At 38.0% G+C, this 23,890-nt stretch carries 24 protein-coding genes and 1 pseudogene; 17 read left to right on the forward strand and 8 right to left on the reverse strand.

Annotated elements, in window-relative coordinates:
• The first annotated feature begins 5 nt into the window (after nucleotides 1–5).
• Together ACM46_RS07660 and proC are read left to right on the forward strand one after the other, a co-directional pair.
• On the forward strand, nucleotides 6–560 hold the full coding sequence (locus tag ACM46_RS07660; protein WP_048506036.1) for a hypothetical protein: 555 nt from the start codon (nucleotides 6–8) through the stop codon (nucleotides 558–560).
• 29 nt (nucleotides 561–589) lie between these two features.
• Nucleotides 590–1,393 carry a pyrroline-5-carboxylate reductase gene (gene proC, locus ACM46_RS07665; RefSeq protein WP_048506037.1) on the forward strand — a complete coding sequence of 268 codons (804 nt, stop codon included), beginning with the start codon at nucleotides 590–592 and terminating at the stop codon, nucleotides 1,391–1,393.
• Here proC and ACM46_RS07670 read toward each other — a convergent pair.
• From ACM46_RS07670 to ACM46_RS07680, 3 genes are all read right to left on the reverse strand, one after another.
• Nucleotides 1,374–1,796: a VanZ family protein gene (locus ACM46_RS07670; RefSeq protein WP_048506038.1), complete on the reverse strand. Its 423-nt coding sequence runs from the start codon at nucleotides 1,794–1,796 to the stop codon at nucleotides 1,374–1,376. The two genes, proC and ACM46_RS07670, sit on opposite strands and share 20 nt — an antisense overlap.
• Before the next feature lie 120 nt (nucleotides 1,797–1,916).
• Nucleotides 1,917–2,480 (reverse strand): hypothetical protein, encoded by a 564-nt coding sequence (locus ACM46_RS07675; RefSeq protein ID WP_048506039.1) that lies wholly within the window; start codon nucleotides 2,478–2,480, stop codon nucleotides 1,917–1,919.
• Nucleotides 2,481–2,501: 21 nt separating this feature from the next.
• Nucleotides 2,502–2,873: a nuclear transport factor 2 family protein gene (locus ACM46_RS07680; RefSeq protein ID WP_048506040.1), complete on the reverse strand. Its 372-nt coding sequence runs from the start codon at nucleotides 2,871–2,873 to the stop codon at nucleotides 2,502–2,504.
• 92 nt (nucleotides 2,874–2,965) lie between these two features.
• On the opposite strand from ACM46_RS07680, the gene ACM46_RS07685 reads away from it, so the two are divergent.
• Both ACM46_RS07685 and lnt read left to right on the forward strand, forming a co-directional pair.
• Nucleotides 2,966–3,307, forward strand: a complete 342-nt coding sequence (locus ACM46_RS07685) for a winged helix-turn-helix transcriptional regulator (protein WP_048506041.1) — start codon at nucleotides 2,966–2,968, stop codon at nucleotides 3,305–3,307.
• A gap of 70 nt (nucleotides 3,308–3,377) precedes the next feature.
• Nucleotides 3,378–5,012: an apolipoprotein N-acyltransferase gene (lnt, locus tag ACM46_RS07690; protein ID WP_048506042.1), complete on the forward strand. Its 1,635-nt coding sequence runs from the start codon at nucleotides 3,378–3,380 to the stop codon at nucleotides 5,010–5,012.
• 376 nt (nucleotides 5,013–5,388) lie between these two features.
• Here lnt and ACM46_RS07695 read toward each other — a convergent pair whose 3' ends face one another.
• Nucleotides 5,389–7,101: a T9SS type A sorting domain-containing protein gene (locus tag ACM46_RS07695; RefSeq protein ID WP_048506166.1), complete on the reverse strand. Its 1,713-nt coding sequence runs from the start codon at nucleotides 7,099–7,101 to the stop codon at nucleotides 5,389–5,391.
• Nucleotides 7,102–7,342: 241 nt separating this feature from the next.
• On the opposite strand from ACM46_RS07695, the gene rpmB reads away from it, so the two are divergent.
• The 7 genes from rpmB (at nucleotide 7,343) to ACM46_RS07725 (ending at nucleotide 10,926) form a co-directional block, all read left to right on the forward strand.
• The gene (gene rpmB, locus ACM46_RS07700; protein WP_002976757.1) at nucleotides 7,343–7,585 is read left to right on the forward strand and encodes a 50S ribosomal protein L28; all 243 of its coding nucleotides are present in this window, start codon (nucleotides 7,343–7,345) and stop codon (nucleotides 7,583–7,585) included.
• A 6-nt stretch (nucleotides 7,586–7,591) separates the two neighbouring features.
• Nucleotides 7,592–7,774, forward strand: a complete 183-nt coding sequence (rpmG, locus tag ACM46_RS07705; protein ID WP_027373683.1) for a 50S ribosomal protein L33 — start codon at nucleotides 7,592–7,594, stop codon at nucleotides 7,772–7,774.
• A 19-nt stretch (nucleotides 7,775–7,793) separates the two neighbouring features.
• A complete protein-coding gene (locus ACM46_RS22940; protein ID WP_002976755.1) occupies nucleotides 7,794–7,946 on the forward strand; it encodes a DUF4295 domain-containing protein in 153 nt (50 codons plus the stop codon).
• Nucleotides 7,947–8,033: 87 nt separating this feature from the next.
• Nucleotides 8,034–8,990: an MBL fold metallo-hydrolase gene (locus ACM46_RS07710; RefSeq protein WP_048506043.1), complete on the forward strand. Its 957-nt coding sequence runs from the start codon at nucleotides 8,034–8,036 to the stop codon at nucleotides 8,988–8,990.
• Between the two features lie 175 nt (nucleotides 8,991–9,165).
• Entirely contained in the window at nucleotides 9,166–9,633 is a 468-nt protein-coding gene (locus ACM46_RS07715) for a RidA family protein (protein ID WP_048506167.1), read from the forward strand.
• 9 nt (nucleotides 9,634–9,642) lie between these two features.
• Nucleotides 9,643–10,596: a signal recognition particle-docking protein FtsY gene (gene ftsY, locus ACM46_RS07720; protein ID WP_048506044.1), complete on the forward strand. Its 954-nt coding sequence runs from the start codon at nucleotides 9,643–9,645 to the stop codon at nucleotides 10,594–10,596.
• A 69-nt stretch (nucleotides 10,597–10,665) separates the two neighbouring features.
• The gene (locus ACM46_RS07725) at nucleotides 10,666–10,926 is read left to right on the forward strand and encodes a GlsB/YeaQ/YmgE family stress response membrane protein (RefSeq protein ID WP_048506045.1); all 261 of its coding nucleotides are present in this window, start codon (nucleotides 10,666–10,668) and stop codon (nucleotides 10,924–10,926) included.
• Nucleotides 10,927–11,007: 81 nt separating this feature from the next.
• Here ACM46_RS07725 and sppA read toward each other — a convergent pair whose 3' ends face one another.
• Complete coding sequence (gene sppA / locus ACM46_RS07730; RefSeq protein WP_048506046.1) at nucleotides 11,008–12,762, reverse strand: signal peptide peptidase SppA; 1,755 nt, start codon at nucleotides 12,760–12,762, stop codon at nucleotides 11,008–11,010.
• Nucleotides 12,763–12,782: 20 nt separating this feature from the next.
• Here sppA and folK point away from each other — a divergent pair, with 20 nt between their 5' ends.
• From folK to fmt, 6 genes and pseudogenes are all read left to right on the forward strand, one after another.
• Nucleotides 12,783–13,199: a 2-amino-4-hydroxy-6-hydroxymethyldihydropteridine diphosphokinase gene (folK, locus tag ACM46_RS07735; protein ID WP_048506047.1), complete on the forward strand. Its 417-nt coding sequence runs from the start codon at nucleotides 12,783–12,785 to the stop codon at nucleotides 13,197–13,199.
• 20 nt (nucleotides 13,200–13,219) lie between these two features.
• Nucleotides 13,220–14,329, forward strand: coding sequence for an outer membrane beta-barrel protein (locus ACM46_RS07740; protein WP_048506048.1), 1,110 nt, complete (start codon nucleotides 13,220–13,222; stop codon nucleotides 14,327–14,329).
• Nucleotides 14,330–14,400: 71 nt separating this feature from the next.
• Nucleotides 14,401–15,935: pseudogene (locus tag ACM46_RS07745) on the forward strand (OmpA family protein).
• Nucleotides 15,936–16,135: 200 nt separating this feature from the next.
• Nucleotides 16,136–17,572, forward strand: a complete 1,437-nt coding sequence (locus ACM46_RS07750) for an OmpA family protein (RefSeq protein WP_048506049.1) — start codon at nucleotides 16,136–16,138, stop codon at nucleotides 17,570–17,572.
• Between the two features lie 78 nt (nucleotides 17,573–17,650).
• The gene (locus tag ACM46_RS07755; RefSeq protein WP_048506050.1) at nucleotides 17,651–19,558 is read left to right on the forward strand and encodes a RecQ family ATP-dependent DNA helicase; all 1,908 of its coding nucleotides are present in this window, start codon (nucleotides 17,651–17,653) and stop codon (nucleotides 19,556–19,558) included.
• 224 nt (nucleotides 19,559–19,782) lie between these two features.
• A complete protein-coding gene (fmt, locus tag ACM46_RS07760) occupies nucleotides 19,783–20,727 on the forward strand; it encodes a methionyl-tRNA formyltransferase (RefSeq protein WP_048506051.1) in 945 nt (314 codons plus the stop codon).
• 224 nt (nucleotides 20,728–20,951) lie between these two features.
• On the opposite strand, the gene ACM46_RS07765 is transcribed toward fmt, so the two are convergent.
• The 3 genes from ACM46_RS07765 to ACM46_RS07775 all read right to left on the reverse strand — a co-directional run bounded on the left by ACM46_RS07765 (nucleotide 20,952) and on the right by ACM46_RS07775 (nucleotide 23,835).
• A complete protein-coding gene (locus tag ACM46_RS07765; RefSeq protein WP_048506052.1) occupies nucleotides 20,952–21,533 on the reverse strand; it encodes a Crp/Fnr family transcriptional regulator in 582 nt (193 codons plus the stop codon).
• A 108-nt stretch (nucleotides 21,534–21,641) separates the two neighbouring features.
• The gene (gene ribB, locus ACM46_RS07770; RefSeq protein WP_048506053.1) at nucleotides 21,642–22,763 is read right to left on the reverse strand and encodes a 3,4-dihydroxy-2-butanone-4-phosphate synthase; all 1,122 of its coding nucleotides are present in this window, start codon (nucleotides 22,761–22,763) and stop codon (nucleotides 21,642–21,644) included.
• A gap of 67 nt (nucleotides 22,764–22,830) precedes the next feature.
• A complete protein-coding gene (locus tag ACM46_RS07775; RefSeq protein WP_048506168.1) occupies nucleotides 22,831–23,835 on the reverse strand; it encodes an LLM class flavin-dependent oxidoreductase in 1,005 nt (334 codons plus the stop codon).
• Between the last annotated feature and the right edge of the window lie 55 nt (nucleotides 23,836–23,890).

Consider the following 23,890-nt stretch of genomic DNA (forward strand, 5'->3'; position numbering starts at 1 on the left):
AGGACATGGGAAAAGATTTAACTGAAAAAGCATTTAAAAATCTTATTCAAAAACATATCAAGAATACTAGTTTTGTTAAGATCACTCTTGATAACGATTCTGCAATATTCGGATTTCCGGTTAAATTATCTGACGATTTCCTGATGATTGAAGAAACGTATGACTTTTCATTGGCAGGCATCAAAATAGTTCCCTATAAAAAAGTAAGAAGTGTTCGTCACAATAAGTATGACAAGGTTTCCAAAGCCATTTATCTGGATGAGGATCTGGTTCATTTTAATCAGGATATTATTGACAAAACCAGTTTAGAAAGTGCGGAATCTCTTTTTAAATCAATTAAAAAGCAAAACTTCCACTGTATTGTTGAAAGTAAAAAAAATAAAGAAGACTTATTTTCAATTGGCGAGATCTTAGAAGTTAATGAAAAATCGGTGATGATCAACAACTACGATCCCGCGGGCAGAATCAATAAAAAACCCAGAAAAATATCTTTTAAAAATATAGATCTGATCAACTTTAATGATAACTACAGTAAAGTTTTCAGAAAGTACGCGAAATAAAAACTACCAATGCACAAACACAAGCAAATATGAAAATAGCTATTCTCGGAGCCGGTAATATGGGGCTTTCTTTTTCAAAATCATTTTTAAAATATGAGCTGATCAAACCGGAGCATCTTCATCTGATCACACGAAGCGAGTCTAAAATATCCAAAATAGCAGAAGAGTTTCCCAAATCCAGAATTTCTACGTTTGAAGAAACCAAAGAACTGGATGCTGATCTTATCATTATTGCTGTAAAGCCCCAGGACTTCCAGCATTTTACTCAGAATTTCGAATTTACAATCAGGGAAAACCAGATGATTCTGTCTATTATGGCCGGAATTAAGATTGAAAAAATTCAAAACCTCCTGAACCATCCGCTTGTGGTGAGAGCTATGCCGAACTCTCCTACTCTTCTGGGAATGGGAATTACGGGTTACACTGCTGCCGAAGGTATTTCTTTCAGCCAGCTGATCAGTATTGAAAGATTATTGAACAGCACGGGAAGGTCTGTTTATCTTGAAAACGAAGATCTTCTGGACGGCGTTACCGCACTTTCCGGAAGCGGACCGGCCTATTTCTATTATATTGTGGACGCCATGATAAAAGCAGGCGTAGAAATGGGTATCGAAGAAAATCTGTCTAAACTTTTTGTACAGCAGACCATGCTGGGAGCGTATCACCTGATTAACAATTCTGAAAAAAGTCTTGAAGACCTGATCAAGGATGTCGCTTCCAAAGGCGGAACTACGGAAGCTGCCTTAAAAACATTTGAAGACAACCGTTTTAAAGAGATTTTAAAAAGCGGAATTTTAAATGCAGAAAAGCGGGCTAAAGAACTAAATGGCTAAACCTTTTTTCTATAAATCTACGGAACAGCCACCCCAGACAAACCCCGAAGGTATTAAGGAGAATATCGTCTACTTCAAATATGCCCATTCGTGTAAAATACTGAAGAGCTTCAACGATAACAATTGAAGAAACAAAGGTATACAGTAGGATTTTCAACTCTTTAAGCTGAGGAAAAATCCAGCCCAGAAAGCCAAAAGGAATAAACATGATGATGTTTCCCAAAACAATGATTACAATATCTTTCCACCCGATTGTATTATGAATAAACTGTATGGTAGACAAGATGGGTTCTACAGTAATCAGGTTATCTTCATACTGAAACCTGCCCATTCCCAAAAACATTAGGTAAAGCAGAAATAAGGTATACGGGACAATCAGGAGTTTGTATAATTTCTTTAACATCAGCTACAAATTTATTCAAAAACATGAAACCGGACGTTGATTTAATTCAGATATTCAAAAAATTACAGAGCATAAAAAAGAGAGTCATTCCGGCTCTCTTTTTATATATGTATCCTTTGATTATTTCCGGACCATCGGAATCTGCAGGTTTGCAGGTCTGTTTTCTTCCGTATCGAAACCTCTGCCGTCTACATGCCTTGCTCCCCAGAACATCATATCATTAAAAATATAAATCAGATCATATTCTTTAAAAATCTGACCTTCTGCCAAACCAAAAGGAAGGAATTTTTTCTTTAAAATACTTTGTGATTTTCCGGTTTCCCAGTGTTCAAAACCCTCTTTGGCTGCGGTATTCAAAAGATCTGCAAACCCCTGATATAACGGCATCACCTCATAAAATTCATCTGCAATAAAATCTGCCTTATACGCTCCTTCCGCAACAGAATGTGTACCCTGCCACTCTATGCGCCCGCCTATAAGCATTTTAGCTAAAGGAACATTTGCATAAGGATCTGCATAATTGATAATCTCCAGTTCAAATTGGTTTTCCGGAAGAAAAGTAAACGATCTTTTTAAATAAAACGGTTTTAAAGTTCCGTCCTCATTCCTGAAAGAACCCGGTCGAACTTCTACAGCCATACTTTCCCAATTTCCCAGCGAATTTTGTTTGATCTGCTCCAACATACTATTTATTTTATTTTCAACTTATTGAATTGGGAACATGGCATTTCCATTCGCAGAATTTTCAGCAGTCACTTCTTCCTGCATGACATCCCAGTGCTCCGTAATTTTTCCATTCTCTACCTTAAAGATGTCTACTGCAATCATATTTTTGCCGTTCCAGTTTTCATACCTTCCATGAATCATTACAATATTTCCGTTTTCCGTAAGAATTCCGGGTTCATAATTAAAGTTTTCAGGAAGTGTAGGGACAAACTGTTTCAAAACATCAGTCCCATTAGGAATACCTGGGTTATGTTGAATATAATTATCGCTGAAATACTGATCGAATGCGGTAATATCCCGGTTCACAAATACGGCTGTAATAGCCTCTAGTACCAATTCTTTATTGTTCATATTTTGTTGTTTTTATATCCACGAAGTTATTACATTTGTATGATAAACCATACTAGTCTTATTTATTGGATCTAGTATATTTTTTTAGACCAATGGAAAATAAAAGAAAAAATAAAGAATTCAATCCCAACAACTGCCCGGTTACCCATTTTTACAATAAAGTGGGTGGAAAATGGAAAACCGTTATTATGTATGGGATAAGCATTGATGTAAACCGTTTCAGCCTTCTTCAGAAAGCTATCCCGATGATCAGCAAACAAATGCTCGTCAATCAGTTGAGAGAAATGGAAGAAGATGAAATTATCGAAAGAACCATTTACGCAGAAATTCCGCCAAGAGTAGAATACAAACTTACAGAATACGGAAAAACTTTTATGCCTGTACTTATGACGATTCAGGATTGGGGACTCAAGGATATGGCTTTGAAAAATTAACGTTTTAATAATTCTTTTTGCCTTTGAGTTTCTTCTTACAAACCTTATTTTTGCATTATATTTTGTTTCAATGAAATACATCTTACTTACCCTTATTTCAGCAATGCTGCTGTCTGTTTCCTGGCCAACTTACGGAGTTCCGTTCTTCATATTTTTTGCTCTTGTTCCTCTTTTGATGATGGAACACGGAATATCTAAATTTTCCACTTACAAAAGAAAAAGCTGGATGGTTTTTGGGCTTTCCTACCTTTGTTTTGTGATCTGGAATATTGTGACCACCGGATGGCTTTACGGATCTAAAAACCCAGACGGAAGCCACTCTATGATGGCCGTTGTATTCCCCGTACTTGTCAATTCTCTTCTGTATTCACTTGTATTCCAATGTTATCATTGGTACAAAAATGCTCAGGGAACTTATTGGGGCTTAGCATTCCTGATCGCCATATGGATGAGTTTCGAAAAATTCCACCTGAACTGGGAACTCACATGGCCATGGCTGAATCTGGGAAATGTATTTTCAGATTATCCTAAACTTATACAATGGTATGACACCCTGGGAGCTACCGGCGGAAGCTTCTGGATATTGCTCATCAATGTTTTAATTTTCTATACTTTAAGAATCTGGGAAGCCGGAAGAAAAAGGAAAGACCTTATCAAAAACACTTCTATTGTAGCTGCTTTAATCGTTCTTCCGATGATTATTTCATTAGTCAAATACAATAATTTCGATGAAAAACCTTCCGGACAGGTCAATGTTCTGATGCTGCAGCCCGATCTTGATCCATATGCTGAAAAATATTCCAAAGACAGCCTTACCATTGAAAACGATCTTTTAAGTTTAGCAGAAAATAATTCAAAAGGAAAAATTGATTATTATATTGCTCCGGAAACGGCACTTCCGGGAAGAGGATCTATCTCGGAGACCGCTTTTGAAAAAAGTCTGCTTTTAAATAACATCAAAGGATTCTTATCAAAACATCCCGGATCTGTTTTTGCAACAGGAATTTCTTCACACCGTTTCTATAAAAATCAGGAAAATATTCCGAAAGAAGCTTACCAAATCAATCCCGAACTTTGGGTTGAAAGTTACAATACCGCTATTCAGATTGCACCCCAGGAAAAAGTTCAGGTATACCATAAAGGAAAACTGGTTCCCGGTGTAGAAATCTTCCCCTATATGAGTGTTTTAAAACCTCTTTTGGGAGATGCTATGATAAATCTGGGCGGAACGGTTGCTTCTTTAGGAGTTGATAAAGAAAGAAAATCATTTTCAAATCCTTACAACAAAGGCCGCATGGCACCCATCATCTGCTACGAAAGCATCTATGGTGAATTTACTACGGAATACGTAAAAAAAGGAGCTAATTTCTTCGGTATCATGACCAACGATTCCTGGTGGGGCGTAACCGAAGGACACAAACAGCTTCTATCTTATGCAAAACTGAGAGCCATTGAAAGCCGAAGAGAAATTGCCCGTGCTGCCAACAGCGGTATTTCAGCGCACATCAATGCAAAAGGAGAAGTGACCGCCGATACTTTCTACGGTGACCAGACCACTCTGTTTGCAAAAGTGAATCTGTATGAAACCATGACTTTCTACACAAGAGCCGGAGATATTTTATCGAGATTCTCTATTTTCTCACTAGGATTTTTGCTGTTTTACTTTTTAATTGAAAAGTTCAGAAGCAAAATGAAGAAATCATAATTTTTTTTGAGATAAACAACACCCATTATTGACCCCAATACTATCCGCAAACATCTGTGTACACCTGTGAAATCCGTGGTTAAAAAATTTCAACCACAAAAGTCACAAAAGCTTTTTGAGTATTTTAGTTTTTTAAGTTAAATGCTGAATGCGAAAAGACCACACAAGTTTAAAAAAAATCAGAGATTTTTAATGCGTACAATAAGTCTAAGATAATTAGGTACAATTACCAATAGTGATTGGCCCACCAAACATTCCACTCCGCTGGAGGGGGTGGCGAAAATTCAAAGAATTTTTGACGGGGTGGTTCAGCATAAAACAAAGAAAAGCCAGCTGGACGGCTGGCTTTTTCACTAACTAATAGAACGTCTCAGTATTATTTAATCATGAGTTTGTGAGTAGTTATCTCGTTTTTAATTTTCAGTTTCAGCATATAAACTCCTTTCGGAATCTGAGATACATTGACAGACTGGTCGTTATTTAAAACAACATTCAGCTTTCTGCCATCCATAGAATACATTTCAACATCAGACACTTTTTCTCCTTTAATGAATACTTTCTCGGAAGCAGGATTCGGATAAATTGAAATCTGGCTCTTAACAGCTACATCCCGTGTGCTTAATGTATTTTGAACAGAAGCATCAGAAAATGCCTTTGAAGCATCTATTGATTTCACACTCCAATACACATTTTGGATGGAAGGATCAAGATCCAGGAACCATGAAGGTGTTGTTACTACATATTTAGCAATATTGGCTGCTCCGGGAGTAGAACCTACTGTGATTTCGTAGCGTAAAGCATTGACCGGGGTTTTATCATCAGAGGCGCCGCTCCATGAAAATTTAAAACGGTTTCCGGTCTTAGTAACATTAAGGACTGTTGGAGGTACGGGTTTCAGATTAACTTCAGGAGAAGTATTTTTGAAAATTTTGGTAAGTGAAGGTAGGCCCGGATCTGCCCAATCAAATCCGGCCAATAAAACATCCAGACGGTGGTTATTGTCAAAGTCAAATAAATTCACAAAACCCGGACCTCCTAAATTATGCAGTCCTGTAAGTATATTTTCAGTAAAAGTTTGAGTTGAAGGATTGTATAAAAACGCTTTTACAACAGCATCATGATTTTCATCATTTCCGGAAACAATAAAATCATAATAACCGTCATTATTCAAATCACCCGTTGTTACAGCCGGGTCGGCAATCTCGGGAACATTAATCTGCTGTGCATTCAGGTGACCTGTTCCATCATTCATCAGAACAGCGAAGTACCCAACATAGTTATTATCAGCCCCGGAAATAACGATATCCTGGTAACCGTCCGCATTAAAATCTGCAAAATCCATTTTCCCGCTTGTCAGGGAAGCCAGATCCTGCGAAAATGTTAGAGTTCCGCCCTGATTCAGATAGACTTTCCCCGTAGGAACATCATTAGCCGCTACGCCTAAAACAATAAGATCCAAAAGGTTATCATTATTAAGGTCTACCAACTTAAAGCTTCCGTTTTGGGTTCCCGGCATCCATTCTCTGAAATATTCGAAATCGGTTCCGATATTTTTGTAAAAATCCAGATTGTTTACAAAGCCAACTCCATCCACATACTGCGTTCCGTTGATAGCATAATCCAGCTTACCATCGTTATTGAAATCAAAAGCTTCCAGAGATCCGTAAATTTTTCCGGCAAGATCTGCATCCTTTACGAAGCCGGTTCCTGTATTGCGGAATCTGTAGTGTTTATAATTAACTATGTCATTATAGCTTAATCCTGTGGAAATAATATCCAGAAGACCATCATTATTAAAATCCATGAATTTGATATCTCCCAGATGGGTTGCATCAACTCCGAGGTTAGCATAAGGCACCAGAGAAGTCCCGTCATTTTTGTATACTTCGTTAAAAGAGACATCCGAGCTTCCATCTCCATCACTGTCAATCGCTCCGTTGATCACTACATCCAGCTTTCCATCGCCATCCATATCTGCAGCATCAGCGGCACCGTAATAAAAATTTTTCATACCAGTCTGGATTTCAGAATAGTCCTGAGCCATCAGCCCTACAGGAAGCATAGATAAAAGAATACAAATCCTCTTCATTTTATTTTTATTTAGATTAATTAAAAACAAAGATACTGTATTCAGATTTTCTCCGGGCTGAAATTGTACATGAAATATATCAGTCACTTGCCTGAGCCCGTTTTAGGATTTATTTTATTTTAAAAAATCATGATTATTAATCAACCAGTTATTTGCAAATATTTTCCAAAAGATTTGTCTATCTAAAAAATTCTTCGTTATTTTGCACTCTCAAATATTATACAAATAAGAACATCGAGATATGTCAAGAATTTGCCAAATAACAGGAAAGCGTGCAATGGTTGGTAACAACGTTTCTCACGCTAATAACAAAACGAAGCGTCGTTTTGAAATTAACTTATTAGAGAAGAAATTTTACCTTCCGGAGCAAGATAAGCACGTAACACTGAAAGTATCAGCTCATGGATTGAGAGTGATTAACAAGATTGGAATCGAGGAAGCTATTGAAAGAGCTACTAGAAACGGATTGATTAAAAAGAATTAATAAATCATGGCAAAAAAAGGAAATAGAGTTCAAGTAATCCTTGAATGTACAGAGCACAAAGAGAGCGGAATGCCAGGAATGTCAAGATACATTTCTACTAAGAATAAAAAGAACACTACAGAGAGATTAGAGCTTAAAAAGTACAATCCTGTTCTTAAAAGATCTACCCTTCACAAAGAAATCAAGTAATTTATAAATATAATTTACCATGGCAAAGAAAGTAGTAGCAACCCTACAAAGCGGACAGTCAAAAAAAATGACTAAAGTGGTGAAAATGGTTAAGTCATCTAAGTCAGGTGCTTACGTTTTCGAAGAAAAAGTAATGAATGCAGACGAAGTAGACGGTTATTTGAAGAAATAATCTCCGCTTTATTTACAATATAAAAAAAACTACTCATTTTTTGGGTAGTTTTTTTGTATATCTTCGTTTCTTAAAAAATATAAGAAAATGAAACAGATGTTCACTCTGTTGCTGGGTATGATGGTCACCTGCCAGACTTATCAATCACAAACTGTTCAAAATAAAAATTTATCCGCAAAAGGGGTAAAACTTATTGTATTAGGAAACGTGCAGGATGCTGGTTCACCACAGATCGGCTGTACAAAGGAATGTTGTGCAGATCTCTGGAAACATCCTCAACAGGATAGAAAAGTAGCTTCCATAGGCGTAGCAGATTACAACTTACAGAAAACCTATATTTTTGATGCTACCCCGGACTTCACCCAACAGGTTCAGTTGCTGCAGGCAAGTTTAGGCATCCCTGAAAAAACAGCCCCGGATGGTGTATTCATTACCCACGCTCATATTGGTCACTATACAGGATTGATGTATTTAGGAAAAGAAGCTATGAATTCTAAAAACGTTCCGGTATATACAATGCCTAAGCTTAAAGTTTTTTTTGAAACTAACGGACCCTGGTCTCAGCTGGTGAAACTCAACAATATTACTCTACAGGAGATGCAGAATGAAACTCCTGTAAAGCTCAGTACCAATTTAGAAGTAACTCCTGTACAGGTGCCCCACCGCGATGAATACTCAGAAACAGTAGGCTATATCATTAAAGGGCCTCATAAGAAAGCACTCTTTATCCCGGACATTGATAAGTGGAATAAGTGGAAACACAGCATTACAGAATATATTAAAAACGTAGACTATGCTTTTCTGGACGCCACGTTTTACGATGCAGAAGAAATAGGAAACAGAAATATGGCAGACATCCCCCATCCCTTCGTTATAGAAAGTATGGAGCTTTTCAAAAACTTATCCCCGAAAGAAAAGAAAAAAGTTTTCTTTATCCATTTTAATCACACCAATAAAATCCTGCGTACTGACAGTGAACAGAGCCGACAGGTTTTAAAAAACGGTTTTAATATCGCAAGGCTTGGTGATGAAGTGGAACTTTAATCTTCGGGAATACCCATAAAAACACAATGAAAATGCCGGTGTTGATTATAAAAAGGCAGACTCCTATTAAAAATCATTATTCCTTTATAGACAATCTAAAAAACCACTTATATTTTGGGTAGTTTTTTTGTTATCTTTGTTCACCGGATTATTAATCAATCAAATATGTATTAATATGAAAAAGATTTTTATTCTGGTTTTCACAGAACTATTTCTACTGTCATTCGGTCAGAAAAAGATGAGCAATATAGAATATAAAAACTCGCCGGAAGTTTTTACCATTAAAGGGCTTTCACAATCAACCAGTATTGACTGTGGACCTTCCAAAATGATCTTACTCTCCGGGCAGGTTCCGCTGGATGCCGCCGGAAATATTGTTGGAAACGATGTCGAAAAACAGACGGTACAGGTTTTTAAAAACATAGAAAGTATCCTGAAAGCATACGGAGCAACAGGAAAAGATATTATAAAACTGGGAATCTTTATCACCGATATTTCCAAAACACCGGATTTTAGAAAAGTCCGTGATCTGTATATCAACCTTCAAAATCCTCCCGTGAGCAGCCTTGTGGAAGTAAGCCGTCTCTTCAGAGATGATGTACTGATAGAAGTAGAAGCTACGGCAGTTATAAAAAACAAATAAGAATGAACTATGAGTTGGTTTAAAAATATTTTTAAAAAAGAAGAAAAAGAAACTTTAGACAAAGGTCTGGAAAAATCCAGCCAGGGTTTCTTTGAAAAAATGACGAAGGCCGTAGTCGGTAAAAGCAAAGTAGACGATGAAGTACTGGACAACCTGGAAGAAATACTGATTGCATCCGATGTAGGTGCTTCTACAACCATTAAAATCATAGAAAGAATTGAAGAGCGTGTAGCCCGCGATAAATACGTAGGGGTAAGCGAACTTGACGATATTCTACGTGAAGAGATCTCAGGACTGCTTCTTGAAAATCCTCATGCAGGGACAGGAAATATAGATACTTCCAAAAAGCCATACGTTATTATGGTAGTAGGTGTGAATGGTGTAGGAAAGACTACAACCATCGGAAAACTGGCTCACCAGTTCAAATCCGAAGGGAAAAAAGTAGTTTTGGGTGCCGCAGATACCTTCAGGGCCGCAGCGGTAGACCAGCTTACTATATGGAGTGAAAGAGTGGGTGTTCCTATTGTAAAACAGGAGATGGGATCAGACCCGGCTTCTGTAGCTTTTGATACCGTTCAGAGTGCTGCTGCACAAAATGCAGATGTGGTGATTATTGATACGGCTGGAAGGCTTCACAATAAAATCAACCTGATGAATGAGCTTTCCAAGATTAAAAGAGTAATGCAGAAGGTGATTCCTGATGCTCCTCATGAGATCCTTCTGGTTCTGGACGGTTCTACGGGACAGAATGCATTCGAACAGGCCAAACAGTTTACAGCAGCTACGGAAGTAAACGCTTTAGCCGTAACCAAACTGGACGGAACAGCCAAAGGTGGTGTGGTAATAGGTATATCAGATCAGTTCCAGATTCCGGTAAAATATATTGGTGTAGGAGAAAAGATGCAGGACCTTCAGCTTTTCAATGGTACGGAATTTGTTGACTCATTTTTCAAGAAAAGATGATTCATATCATGTTTTCCCTTAACTTAGTAAACAAATCAATATATATTAACATTTAAAAAATTTGCAACTATGGGAATTTTAACATGGATTATTTTCGGACTACTGGCTGGAGCCATCGCAAAAATGATTATGCCGGGTAGCCAGGGAGGCGGCTGGCTGATTACAATCATATTGGGAATTGTAGGAGCTTTCGTGGGTGGTGCAATAGGAGTTTACATCCTGCACTGGGGAGACGTTACTTCATTCTGGAACCCAAGAAGTTGGATTCTGGCTATCGGAGGCGCTTTAATTGTTCTCTGGATCTACGGAATGGCTACAAAGAAAAGCTAACACGGACAGATAAAAAATAAAATCCCGGCGCTGAAATTCAGTCCCGGGATTTTTTGTACAATATAATTTAGTTGAGTTTGTTTAGTCGATCTTAATCTGGTAAGGCATTTCCATCTTCACTTCAGATTTTAGTTTCTCATTCGTAATCTGCTGAAGAATTTCATAATTGGCCTTCCCTATTTTATTTTTAATGATTCTTGCAGAAATATCTTCCTCATTCAGATCTTTGAAAATCTGCTCGAAAGGAGTCATCTTTTTAGGATATCCGGTTACATGATAAGATTTCAAACCTGCTTTCTGAGCGGCAAACTTTACAGCGTCATTCAGCGTTCCCAATTCGTCTACAAGGCCAATCTGCTTGGCACGTACACCACTCCATACTCTTCCTCCTCCTACATTATCTATCTGCTCGAAAGTCTGCTTTCTGTTCTGTGTTACGAAATGCACGAATCTTTTATACGTTCCCTCTACACTTCTTGTAATCAGGTTTACTCCGTAAGGTGTAACTCCGTTCAAAGCAGAATAATACTGTGAATTGGCATTGGTAGCCACAATATCTGAGCGGATCCCGTTTTTATTCGCAATATCTTTATAATAAGGAATTACCCCGAAAACTCCGATTGATCCTGTAAGCGTATTAGGCTCTGAGTAAATTTTATCGGCTGCCATAGCAATATAATAGCCTCCTGAAGCTGCATAATCTCCAAAAGAAACTACAAGGGGCTTTTTCTTTTTCAGCTGCTGAAGTTCAAATAAAATTTCATCTGATGCATTGGCACTTCCACCCGGCGAATTGATTCTGAAAACAACCGCTTTCACTTTATCGTCATCCTGAAGATCTTTGATATATTTTACATATTTTTCAGAATAGATTTCATTATATCCGTCTCCGTTATTAATTCCTCCTGAAGCATACAGTACAGCTACTTTTTCTCCCGATTTGTCTTCGTCTGCATAAGAACTGATATAGCCTGCCAAAGAAACCTTGTTCAGTTTTTCTTTTTCTTTAAGACTCAGTTTAGATTTTATGATTTGGTCATACTCTGTTTTCTGAATCAGTTTATCCGCTAATTTATATTTTAATCCTAGTTCAGGAATCATTCCATACAGGCTGTCTACGACCACTTTAAACTGAGCGGTATCAATTTTTCTGGAAACGGCCATTTTAGTTGAAGTATTTTTCCAGATATCATTAAGGAGCGTACTCAGCTGCTCTTTGTTTTCCGGAGAAATATCATTTCTAAGAAAAGGCTCTACCGCCGATTTGAATTTTCCATGTCTGATTACTTCAATCCCGATACCGTATTTATCTGCAAAATCTTTAAAAAAGGCCACTTCAGTTGCCAGACCTTTCAGCTCTATCATTCCTGAAGGGTTCAAATAATACTGATCTGCTACAGATCCTAAATAATAAGCAGACTGTGATACCCCATTTCCGTAAGCATATACAAATTTTCCACTCTTCTTAAAATCTTCAATTGCATTTCGGATATCATCAATTTGAGTCATTCCGGCATGAAAATCATCAGCTTCAATGCTTATTCCTTTAATATTGTCGTCGGTTTTAGCTTTTTCAATCGCTTCCAGAACGTCATACAAAAGAACGCTTTTACTTTTGTCGCTGATATTAAACAACCCTACTTCCTCTTCAGTGGGACTGTCTATTATATTAGTCTTTAAATTAATCGTCAGAACAGAATTTTTTTTCACGGCAACAGATTGGTTATTCCCCATAGAGCTGAACACCATCATCATAATGAAAAAGACGAAAAATACGGCACATAATAGGACAATAGCCACTATATTTGCCAATACATTTTTAAAGAAACTTCTCATAAATCAATCAATTTTCTAATATGTCGCAACATAGGGTGGTTTTGTTACTCGGAAGTAACCTTGGAGACCAAAAAAAAAATTTAGAGCTCGCTTTACAAAAAATCCGTGAAGGAGGAAATGAAATTTCACTAACCAGCGATTTTTTGATAACTGAACCTGTAGAATTTGTCAGTTCTAATATTTTTTGTAATATTGCATCAATAATATTCACGCATCTTTCTCCTATTCAACTGCTTGATTTTATTAAAAACATAGAAGTTGAGATGGGAAGAATTAATGATTCAAAATCATCTGGAGGCTATAGCGATAGAATAATAGATATTGATATCATTACATATAACGGTTTGAATTTCAAATCAGAAAGATTGGAAATACCTCATCAAAAACATTTGTTTGAAAGAGATTTTTCTAAAATATTATTGAAGGATTTTATCTAAATAAAACATAAAAAACATATATGAAATTAGGTTTATTATTATTGGCTACACTGCCTATCGCGGCTTATGCCCAGGACAGTACCACGGTAAACTCTTCTAGTGAGTATCCTAATACCTTCTCTTCAGGTTCCGCTAATGTACAACGTTTTGACAACAAAGCCAGACGCTTCAATGACTGGTCTATTTCCGTTGGTGGAGGTGCTGCTTTTATGGCGCATTCTGATCTTACCTCTTTTTATGACAAAAAAGTAAACTGGGGGTATAATGCTTACGTAAGTATTGACAAGCAGATTACACACGTTTTCGGATTGAGCCTTATCTATCAGAGAGGAGAAACAAAACAGAAAGCAATGTTGGAAGGAGCAGCAGGAGCTATGGCAGGTGTTGGAACAGCCACTACCAAATATAACCAGCTTGCATTGATGGGAGACGTAAACTTTTCAAATTTATTGAGAAGAGTTGATAATCATTCTCCATACAGATGGGCTTTCCATGGTTATGCAGGACTTGGTTTCCAAGGTTACAACACATCTCTTCATGATGGTAATGAATTCAGATGGAGTGATAGTCCTAAAAGAGTTCCTTTGTTTATCAAACAAGATTTCGACATTAATTCTCTTTTCTACCAATTCGGTGTAGGATTGAAATATAAAGTTTCCAAACTTATTGATATTGAAGCAAGAACCATGTACATCGTGAGTGGTGATGATGAATTTGATGGCGGCGGATGGGCTGATCCAAACGATTACGACCCTGCTACTCCAGGTTCAAAATATAACATGATCAGCGATTCAAGATCTGATAATGCATGGACTGTAAACTTAGGGGTTACTTTCAAACTAGGAAAACATCTATCTCATTTAGCATGGCATGATCCACTTCAGGAAGCCTACTACAGAACAAGCGTCTTAGAAAATGCAACTACAGATCTTGTTGTATGTGAAAAAGGTGATGCTGATAATGACGGAGTTTGTGACGATTGGGACAGACAGCTTGATACTCCTGCAGGCGCAAGAGTAGACGGAGCTGGTGTTGCTTTAGATATGGACCTTGACGGTGTTATAGATTTATATGATAAATGTGTGACTGTTCCGGGACCTGTAGAAAACAACGGATGCCCAACTAAATAATACAATGAAAAGCAGTTGAAAGACTGCTTTCTTCAATTGAAGAAAAAAAATTTTTAATACATAAATACATGATGAAATTAAATTTAGCTGTTGCTGCATTAGCACTGGCGATTCCCTTCGTTAGCTATGCGCAAGACTCAACGGCAGTTTCATCCGGAGAATACCCTAACACATTTTCTTCCGGTTCTGCCAATGTTTCCCCATTTACCAATCAGTCAAAAAGATTCAACGACTGGTCTATTTCAGCAGGTGCTGGTGTACCACTGATTCAGTCTGCAGATTTGACTTCTATCAAGAATGGTAATGGTAAAAACCTTTTCGGATACTCTGCTTATGTAAGTATAAAAAAGACAAAGCAATCACTCACGCTTTCGGTTTAAAATTACAGTATGACAGAGGTGAAACAAGACAGGGGTGGTTCAATACTAAAGATGCTGCTCCCGATGCGAAAGCTGTAGGGGCAAGAACTCAGTATGACGCAATCTCTTTATTGGGAGACATCAACTTCTCTAACCTTTTAAGAAGAGTTGACAATCATTCTCCTTACAGATGGGCAATTCACGGATATGCCGGTATTGGTACCATTGCTTACAGAGCATACCAAAAAGACATCAAAGGACAAATATTAGCTACTGAAGTAAAACCTTTCAAACTTGGTTCTATGTTTATGCAGGCCGGTGCCGGGGTAAAGTATAAAATCAACAGAAGAATTGATCTTGAAGGACGTTTAATGTATGTGGTAACAGGAGATGATGAATTCGATGGCGGTGGTGAAAAGTACAGCGCGATCAACAAACGTGAAGAGCAGGTATCTGACAACTTCTTCAATGCTACTTTAGGTATTTCCCTGAAATTAGGAAAGCACGAATCTCATTTGATGTGGCACGACCCGCTTCAGGAAATCTATTACAAACTTGATGTTCTGGCTAACAAAAAGCAGGATATAGAAGTATGTAAAAAAGGAGATGCTGATAACGACGGAGTTTGTGACGATTGGGACAGACAGCTTGACACTCCTGCAGGAGCAAGAGTGGATGGAGCCGGAGTTGCTCTTGATACAGACCTTGATGGAGTGATTGATCTTAATGATAAATGTGTAACTGTTCCGGGACCTGTAGAAAACAACGGATGTCCGATTGTGAAAAAAGTAGACAACAATCAGACAGCTGTAGAAATAGAACAAAATCTTAAAGATATTTACTTCAACTTCAACAAAGCAACTATCAGACCTGAATCTAATGATAAACTGGATCTGGCAGCAAAAATCATCAAAGAAAAAGGAGGTAACTATTTACTGACAGGCCACACTGATATTAAAGGAAACGCTGCTTACAACTTAAAGCTTTCAAGAGAAAGAGCAGCGGCTGTAGTAGGTGCTCTGGAGAACAGAGGGGTTAGTCTGAATGCATTAAAATCTAAAGGTGTAGGTTCGGCGGAAGCTGTAGTTCCTGCAACAGCATCTGATGCTGAAAGATTAGCAGACAGAAAAGTTACGGTAAGATTTATAGAAAGTTCGGAATGGGATTCTATCAAGAAGAAAGATTACGAAGATTCACCTGTAAAAAAACCAGTAAAAAAAGCATCTTCCCGAAAGAAGAAAAAGTAATTCTTAAACAACTATTAACCGAAAAGAGCATTTCTTTTCGGTTATTTTTTCTACTACCGAATATTTTACCTACCTTTATCTTATTTTTCAGATAGTATGTACGTGAAGGAGTGTTTATATCGGCACTATTTTGAAGAAATTATTAAAAATAAATTATTTAAAAAATAAAATCATTTAAATTAACTTAAAAAAATAACACTATGAAATTAAGTTTAGCAATTGTTGCATTAGCTATGGCAATTCCCGCAGTAAGCTACGCGCAAGACTCAACGGCAGTTTCAAATGGAGAATATCCGAATACATTTTCTTCCGGTTCTGCCAATGTTTCCCCATTTACCAATCAGTCAAAAAGATTCAACGACTGGTCTATTTCAGCAGGTGCTGGTGTACCACTGATTCAGTCTGCAGATTTGACTTCTATCAAGAATGGTAATGGTAAAAACCTTTTCGGATACTCTGCTTATGTAAGTATCGACAAAGCAATCACTCACGCTTTCGGTTTAAAATTACAGTATGACAGAGGTGAAACAAGACAGGGGTGGTTCAATACTAAAGATGCTGCTCCCGATGCGAAAGCTGTAGGGGCAAGAACTCAGTATGACGCAATCTCTTTATTGGGAGACATCAACTTCTCTAACCTTTTAAGAAGAGTTGACAATCATTCTCCTTACAGATGGGCACTTCATGGATATGCAGGTATTGGTACCATTGCTTACAAAGCTTATCAGAAAGATATTAACGGACAAAGACTGGCTACTGAAGTGAAGCCTTTCAAATTAGGATCTCTGTTTATGCAGGCCGGTGCCGGTTTAAAGTATAAAATCAACAGAAGAATTGATCTTGAAGGACGTTTAATGTATGTAGTAACTGGAGATGATGAATTCGATGGTGGTGGAGACAAATACAGTGCAATCAACAAACGTGAAGAGCAGGTATCTGACAACTTCTTCAATGCTACTTTAGGTATTTCCCTGAAATTAGGAAAACACGAGTCTCATTTAATGTGGCACGACCCGCTTCAGGAAATCTATTACAAGCTTGATGTTCTGGCTAACAAAAACCAGGATATAGAAGTATGTAAAAAAGGAGATGCTGATAACGACGGAGTTTGTGACGATTGGGACAGACAGCTTGACACTCCTGCAGGAGCGAGAGTAGATGGTGCCGGAGTCGCTCTTGATACGGATCTTGACGGAGTGATCGATCTTTACGATAAGTGTGTAACTGTTCCGGGACCTGTAGAAAACAACGGATGTCCTACAACAACTACAGGACCTGTAGTAGAAACAGAAACTAAGCTTGAAGGAATTGAGTTTGATTTAAATTCTGACAGAATTTTACCTTCAAACACGCCTATCCTGAACAATGCCGTAAATTACATCAACTCTTCAACTGGTTCTTACAGTGTAATTGGTGCAACAGATACAAGAGGTACTGATGCTTACAACCAAAAACTTTCTGAAAGAAGAGCTAATAACGTTAAGAGCTATTTAATTAAAAACGGAGTTCAGTCTGGAAAAATCAACGCTGTAGGAAAAGGTGAAAAAGACCTTAAATATCCTGAGTGTGAACCAGCTACTAAATGCCCTGAATGGAAAAACAGAGCAAACAGAAGAGTATACTTCGAAGCTAAATAATACAAATTATCAGCTCATATATCAAAGCCGTGCCATGCACGGCTTTTTTTGTTGTAATACTTTTATTATTTTTACCCTATGATTTCTCAGCAGGACTTCCAAAAATTAAAATTCGACACCCTAAAATATTTTTGGGGCTATGATGGTTTCAGAGATTCTCAGGAAGAAATCATTGACGCTGTTATCAATGAAAAAGACACACTCGTTCTTCTTCCAACAGGAGCCGGGAAATCTCTATGCTACCAGCTTCCAGCCCTATTGAAAGAAGGAACATGCCTGATTATCTCTCCTCTTCTTGCTTTGATGAAAGATCAGGTAAGCCAGCTGAAACATCGTGGCATTGAAGCAGAATATTTGTCCTCCGAACTGGATGAATATGATGCAGAAGCCATTTACGACCGTTGCAAAGACGGCCTCACAAAACTTTTATATATTTCTCCGGAAAGACTTACCAATACCCAGTTTTTACAGAACATTGAAGAAATTCAGCTTTCATTTATCGCGGTAGATGAAGCACACTGTATTTCAGAATGGGGCCAGGATTTCCGACCGAGTTACCAGAATATTAAAGAATTCAGGAAAAATCATCCAAAAACTCCATGCCTGGCTTTAACTGCCACCGCCACTCCGAAAGTACTGGAAGAAATCAAAAATAAACTGGAACTGAAAAAACCTTCTGTATTCCAGAAAAGCTTTAAAAGGGAAAATATCAGGATCTTTATGGATGAAGTATCTGATAAGTTTCAACGGGTTTTTGATATTTTAAAGCATAATAATGATTCGGGAATTGTTTATGTAAGAACCCGGAAAGATGCAGAAATGCTGGCAGAATTTCTCAAAAAAAACCAGGTGAAAAATGTAGATTATTTCCACGCTGGTTTAACAACAAAAGAGAAAAATACACGCCAATCTCTCTGGAATACCAGCGACAATCATGTCCTGATATCCACAAATGCATTTGGTATGGGAATAGACAAGGATAATGTACGGTTTGTAATCCATTACTCCCCTGCTCCTTCGCTGGAAAATTATTATCAGGAGATCGGAAGAGCCGGAAGGGATGGCAAGGACAGCTTTGCCTTTCTTCTCTGGAACAAACAGGAATTGCTCAATTTCGATGACATTTTAAAGAACCAAACCCCCAATAAAGCTGAATTCTTAAAAATCATCACCTACCTCTACTCTATTTTTCAGGTTGCTGAATTTGAACTGCCGGAAAAGGTTTTCCAGCTGAATATTCAAGGGATACAGAATTTCACAAGACTTTCGAAAGCAAAGATCAGCAATGTTCTTAACTTTCTGCACAATCAGGAAATCATTTATCATAATGACAATAAGAGCCTTTCTTCACTGGAACTTCTCTTCAATGCAGAGGAAATAGACCAGCTGCCACAGAAAGAGGCTTATTTCATAGAGCTTCTGCTACGTACGGTATCCGGAATTACGACCCACAAAGTGATGTTCAGCGAGCAACAGGTAAGTAATAAAATAGGTGTAAGCATTCCTCTGATTAAAGAACGACTGAAGGAACTTCAGCAGAAAAATTACCTCGAATATGTAGACGGAGCCCTTTCCAGCATTAAATTTTTAAAGCCGCGGGATGAGAGAGCCATCAATTCAGCTTATTGGAAACTGTTTGAACATATTCAGAAAAATAAAATCCAGAAATGGGAAGAGATTAAATTTTTTATAGAAAACAAGGATTACTGTAAAATGAAACTTATTCTCGCTTATTTCGGAGAAAAAAACACGAAGAACTGCGGACAATGTTCTGTCTGCGAAAAAAATAAACAGTCGATTTTCGGAAAAAATATTTCTCAGCAGATCATCAATCTTCTTGCCAAAAAACCGTCTACCATTGAAGATCTTTCTGTTCAGCTTAACTATCATTCTAAAAACAATATTTTAGAAAACCTGATCTTTCTTTTAGATTCAGGAAAGGTAAAAATGCTGAATTTCAGAACGTATACGCTGAATGATGAGTAATGGTAATGAGCAATGGGTAATGAGAGTCAAGAGCCAAGAATCAAGATACTAGATATGCCAGATTTCATATTTCAGACTGAGGCTAAGGCTGAGGTTTAGATAGAGATTAAGAATATTATTGGATTCTCTCAATACACAAACCCTCCCACTCTCAAACTCTCCCACTCTCAAACTCGCATCCGGAAACTCGCACCCCGAAGCCCAAAAACCCTTATCTTTGCACCATGAAATCATTGAAAGTCGTTTTTTTAGGAACCCCGGAGTTTGCAAAAACCTCTCTGGAAGCTATTCATCAGTCCAGCCATGAAGTGGTAGGTGTTGTAACCGTGGCAGACAAAGCCAGTGGCCGTGGCCAAAAGATCAATCAGTCCCCTGTAAAAATATATGCTGCAGAAAACAATATTCCTGTTTTCCAGCCTGAAAAACTGAGAAACCCTGAATTTTTAGAGGAACTGAGAAAGCTGGATGCCGATGTATTTGTTGTGGTTGCTTTCAGAATGATGCCTAAAGTTCTTTTTGAAATGCCAAAAATGGGGACTTTCAACCTTCATGCATCTCTTCTTCCTGATTACAGAGGAGCTGCTCCAATTAATTATGCCGTGATTAACGGTGAAGAAAAAACCGGTGCTACTACCTTCTTCATCAACGAAAAAATAGACGAGGGAAATATTCTTCTTCAGGAGGAAATTCCTGTTCTGCCAGATGAAAATGCAGGAAGCCTTCACGACCGCTTAATGGAAATGGGCTCTCAACTTGTGGTAAAAACCCTTGATGGCCTTGCTCAGAATGCAATTACTGAAAGACCTCAGCCCCACGTTGAACATCCTAAAAATGCGTATAAAATATTTAAAGAAGATACCAGAATCAACTGGAAAGCTCCTTCAAAAACAGTTCATCAGTTTATTCTTGGGATGTCGCCTTATCCTGCTGCTTTCACCACTATAAAAATTGGAGAAGATGAAAAAGGCTTGAAAATATTTGATGGAAAGTTTGAAATTTCCAATCATGGAAAACCTTCCGGAACTCTGGATATCTCGAAAAACGAATTTAAGATCTATACAGAAGACGGAATTTATTTCCCTCAGGAACTTCAGCTGGAAGGCAAGAAAAGAATGAATGTAAGAGACTTTCTGAATGGGTTTAGAAACTTTGAGGAGATAAGTTTGTAGGGAACCGGGTTCTGGGATGCGAATACTAAATGCTGGGAGAGAGTTTAAGAGTAGTAGGGTTTGAGGGTTTGAGAGTAGGAGAGTTGAAGGGAGAGATCCTTAACCTAAATCTAAACCTCAGCCTTAGTCTCAACCTTAACCTCAGTCTGATATCTGAAATCTAGCATCTTGGTTCTTGGTTCTTGACTCTTGGCTCTTGATTCTTGGCTCTTGCGTCTCTCCTCTCAATTCTTACTCACAATCTTCCTCCTGATTCTGCTGATAAATTCCGGGGTAACTCCCAAATAGGCAGCAATCTGAATATTGGTAAGCCGATGGGCTGTTTTGGGGTATTTTTTCAAAAAGTCCTGATAAAGTTCATCGGAAGGCTTGCTTAGATTATCAATGACTCTTCGCTGTAAAGCAATAACAGACATCTGAAATTTAAGCCTCATCAGCTTTTCGATTTCCGGAATTTCCTGGTATAATTTTTCTTTGTCTTCTTTTGAAATAAGAAGAATTTCGCTGTCTTCAATAGCCTGAATATTGAGCTGGGAAGGAATCTTATTAATAAAACTGTCGATATCCGAAATCCACCAGTCTTCTACGGCGAAATACAGAATCTGTTCATCTGCATTACTATCGGTATGGAAAACTTTGAAACAGCCGTTCAATACAAATCCTTCCGCCTCACAAATATCTCCTTCTTTTAAAAGAAAATCTTTTTTCTTTATTTTATGGACACTGAAAGCATTGCAGTATTTCTCCAGTTTTTCGTCTGATATTTCAATGTATTCCCTGATGTGTTTCTTTAGCGAATCTGTCATGGATTAAAAATAAAAAAAGGTTTAGAAAAATCCTAAACCTTTTTATTGATTTTATTTCGAAAAATGACCTGTAGTATTCACTCACTACTTACCATTCACAATTCACATCTACAGCTGAACCAATTCTGTCACCTCAACATCATATCCGCCAACCTGTGGCTTAATGTTAGGATTCTGAGTGATTACTTTGAATTTATTGATCCCCAGGTTTTTCAGAATCTGTGTTCCGATACCGTAGTCTCTGTAATTGAAAGCCAAAGTAGGGTGCTGCTCCTGTCCGTCCTGATAATTCAGAAACTGCTGAAGCTTTCTCAGTGTATTTTCAGAATTGGATACGTTATTAATGAAAATAACAGCTCCTTTTCCTGCTTCATTGATCATATTGGTTACTTTTTCCAATAATGGTTTTTCACCGTTGTTAAGTCTTGTCAGGACATCAAAATAAGAATCTGAAGACTGAACTCTTACCAAAACTGGCTCATCAACCGTCCATGCCCCTTTTGTCAGAGCAAAATGGATCTGGTCATTGGATGTTTCTCTGAAAGCAAAGAAATCAAACTCGCCATAAGCGGTTTTTACTTTTCTTTCTTCCAGTCTTTCGATAAGGTTTCCTTTTTTAAGCTGATAATGAATTAAATCTTCAATGGAAACAATTTTCATATCATGCTTTTGGGCGAAAGCGTGAAGATCCGGCAGACGGGACATGGTACCGTCGTCATTCATAATCTCACAAATTACTCCACCTTCTTTCAAACCTGCAAGGCTGGTAAGATCAATAGCGGCTTCCGTATGTCCTGCTCTTTTTAAAACACCTCCTTTTCTGGCACGAAGCGGGAAAATGTGTCCTGGTCTCATAAAGTCTGTCGGCTTGGATTTCTCATCCATCAGAGCTAAAATAGTTTTGGCTCTGTCTCCTGCAGAAATACCCGTAGAAGTTCCGTTTCCAAGAAGGTCAACAGATACGGTAAAAGCGGTTTCTTTAGGATCGCTGCTTCTGCTTACCATCACTTCCAGACCAAGCTCGTCACATCTTTTTTCAGGAAGCGGCATACAGATCAGCCCTCTTCCGTGGAAAGCCATAAAGTTGATCAGTTCAGGCGTTGTAAGTTCAGCCGCGCAAAGAAAATCTCCTTCATTTTCTCTGTCTTCATCATCTACTACTATGATTATTTTACCATTTTTAAGGTCTTCAATAGCCTCTGGAATAGTATTTAATTTAATATCGGACATGTTTACTTTTTATTTGTGCAAAGATACTTATAAAAATAGGCATCTGCCAATTAATATGGATGGTTTGTTAGGCTTTGGATAAAGAGTTTACTGCGTCTCTGAAAATCTCGTAAGATCTCAGTCTTTTCTGATGATCATAGATATGCGAGTTGATGATCAATTCATCTACATTGAACTTTTCCTGAAAATTTTTCAGTTCGTTTTCAATCTCTGCCTGATTTCCAATAAACGTATATTTAAGTTTCTGAAGCACCATTGATTTTTCCATTGGCGACCAGATATCATCCATATCATCTACCGGCGGAGCAAAAGGCTTTCTGTCGTTTCTTACGATATTGATAAATGCCTGGAATAAGGTAGTGGAAATTTTATGGGCTTCTTCTAAAGTATCTGCCGCAACACCGTTAACACATGCCATCACGTAAGGTTGTGCCAGCTGTTCCGAAGGTTGAAAATGCTCTCTGTAGATTTTAAACGCCATTTCCATCTGTTCTGGAGCAAAGTGCCCTGCAAACGCATACGGCAGACCAAGTTCCGCAGCCAGCCACGCACTGTCTGTGCTGGATCCTAAAATATAAATCGGGATATCCAGGCCTTCTCCGGGAATTGCACGAACCAGTGAATCTGCATTGTCTTTTGAAAAATATCCCTGCAGTTCCAGAATCTGTCTTGGAAACTGTTTGTTGATAATAGCAGGATTTCTTCCCAGTGCCTGTGCTGTAAGGCCATCAGTTCCGGGGGCTCTTCCCACACCAAGATCTATTCTTCCCGGGAAAAGAGATTCCAGAGTCCCGAACTGTTCTGCAATGATCAGTGAGCTGTGATTCGGAAGCATGACACCTCCGGAGCCTACTCTTATTGTTTTTGTTCCGTTGGCGATGAAACCAATGAGAACCGAAGTTGCAGAGCTGGCAATACTTTCCATATTATGGTGCTCGGCAAGCCAGAATCTTTTGTATTCTAAATGTTCAGTATGGTTTGCTAAAGATAAACTGTCCTGAAACGTATCGTGAATTGTCTTACCCTGCTTTACAGGCGCAAGATCAAGCACCGATATTTCAAAATTTTTCATATCAAGATATTTATTTTTTTTAAAGCGATATGGAATCACACGGGGTGATTTCATC

The organism is Chryseobacterium angstadtii (assembly GCF_001045465.1).
Classification (GTDB): domain Bacteria; phylum Bacteroidota; class Bacteroidia; order Flavobacteriales; family Weeksellaceae; genus Chryseobacterium; species Chryseobacterium angstadtii.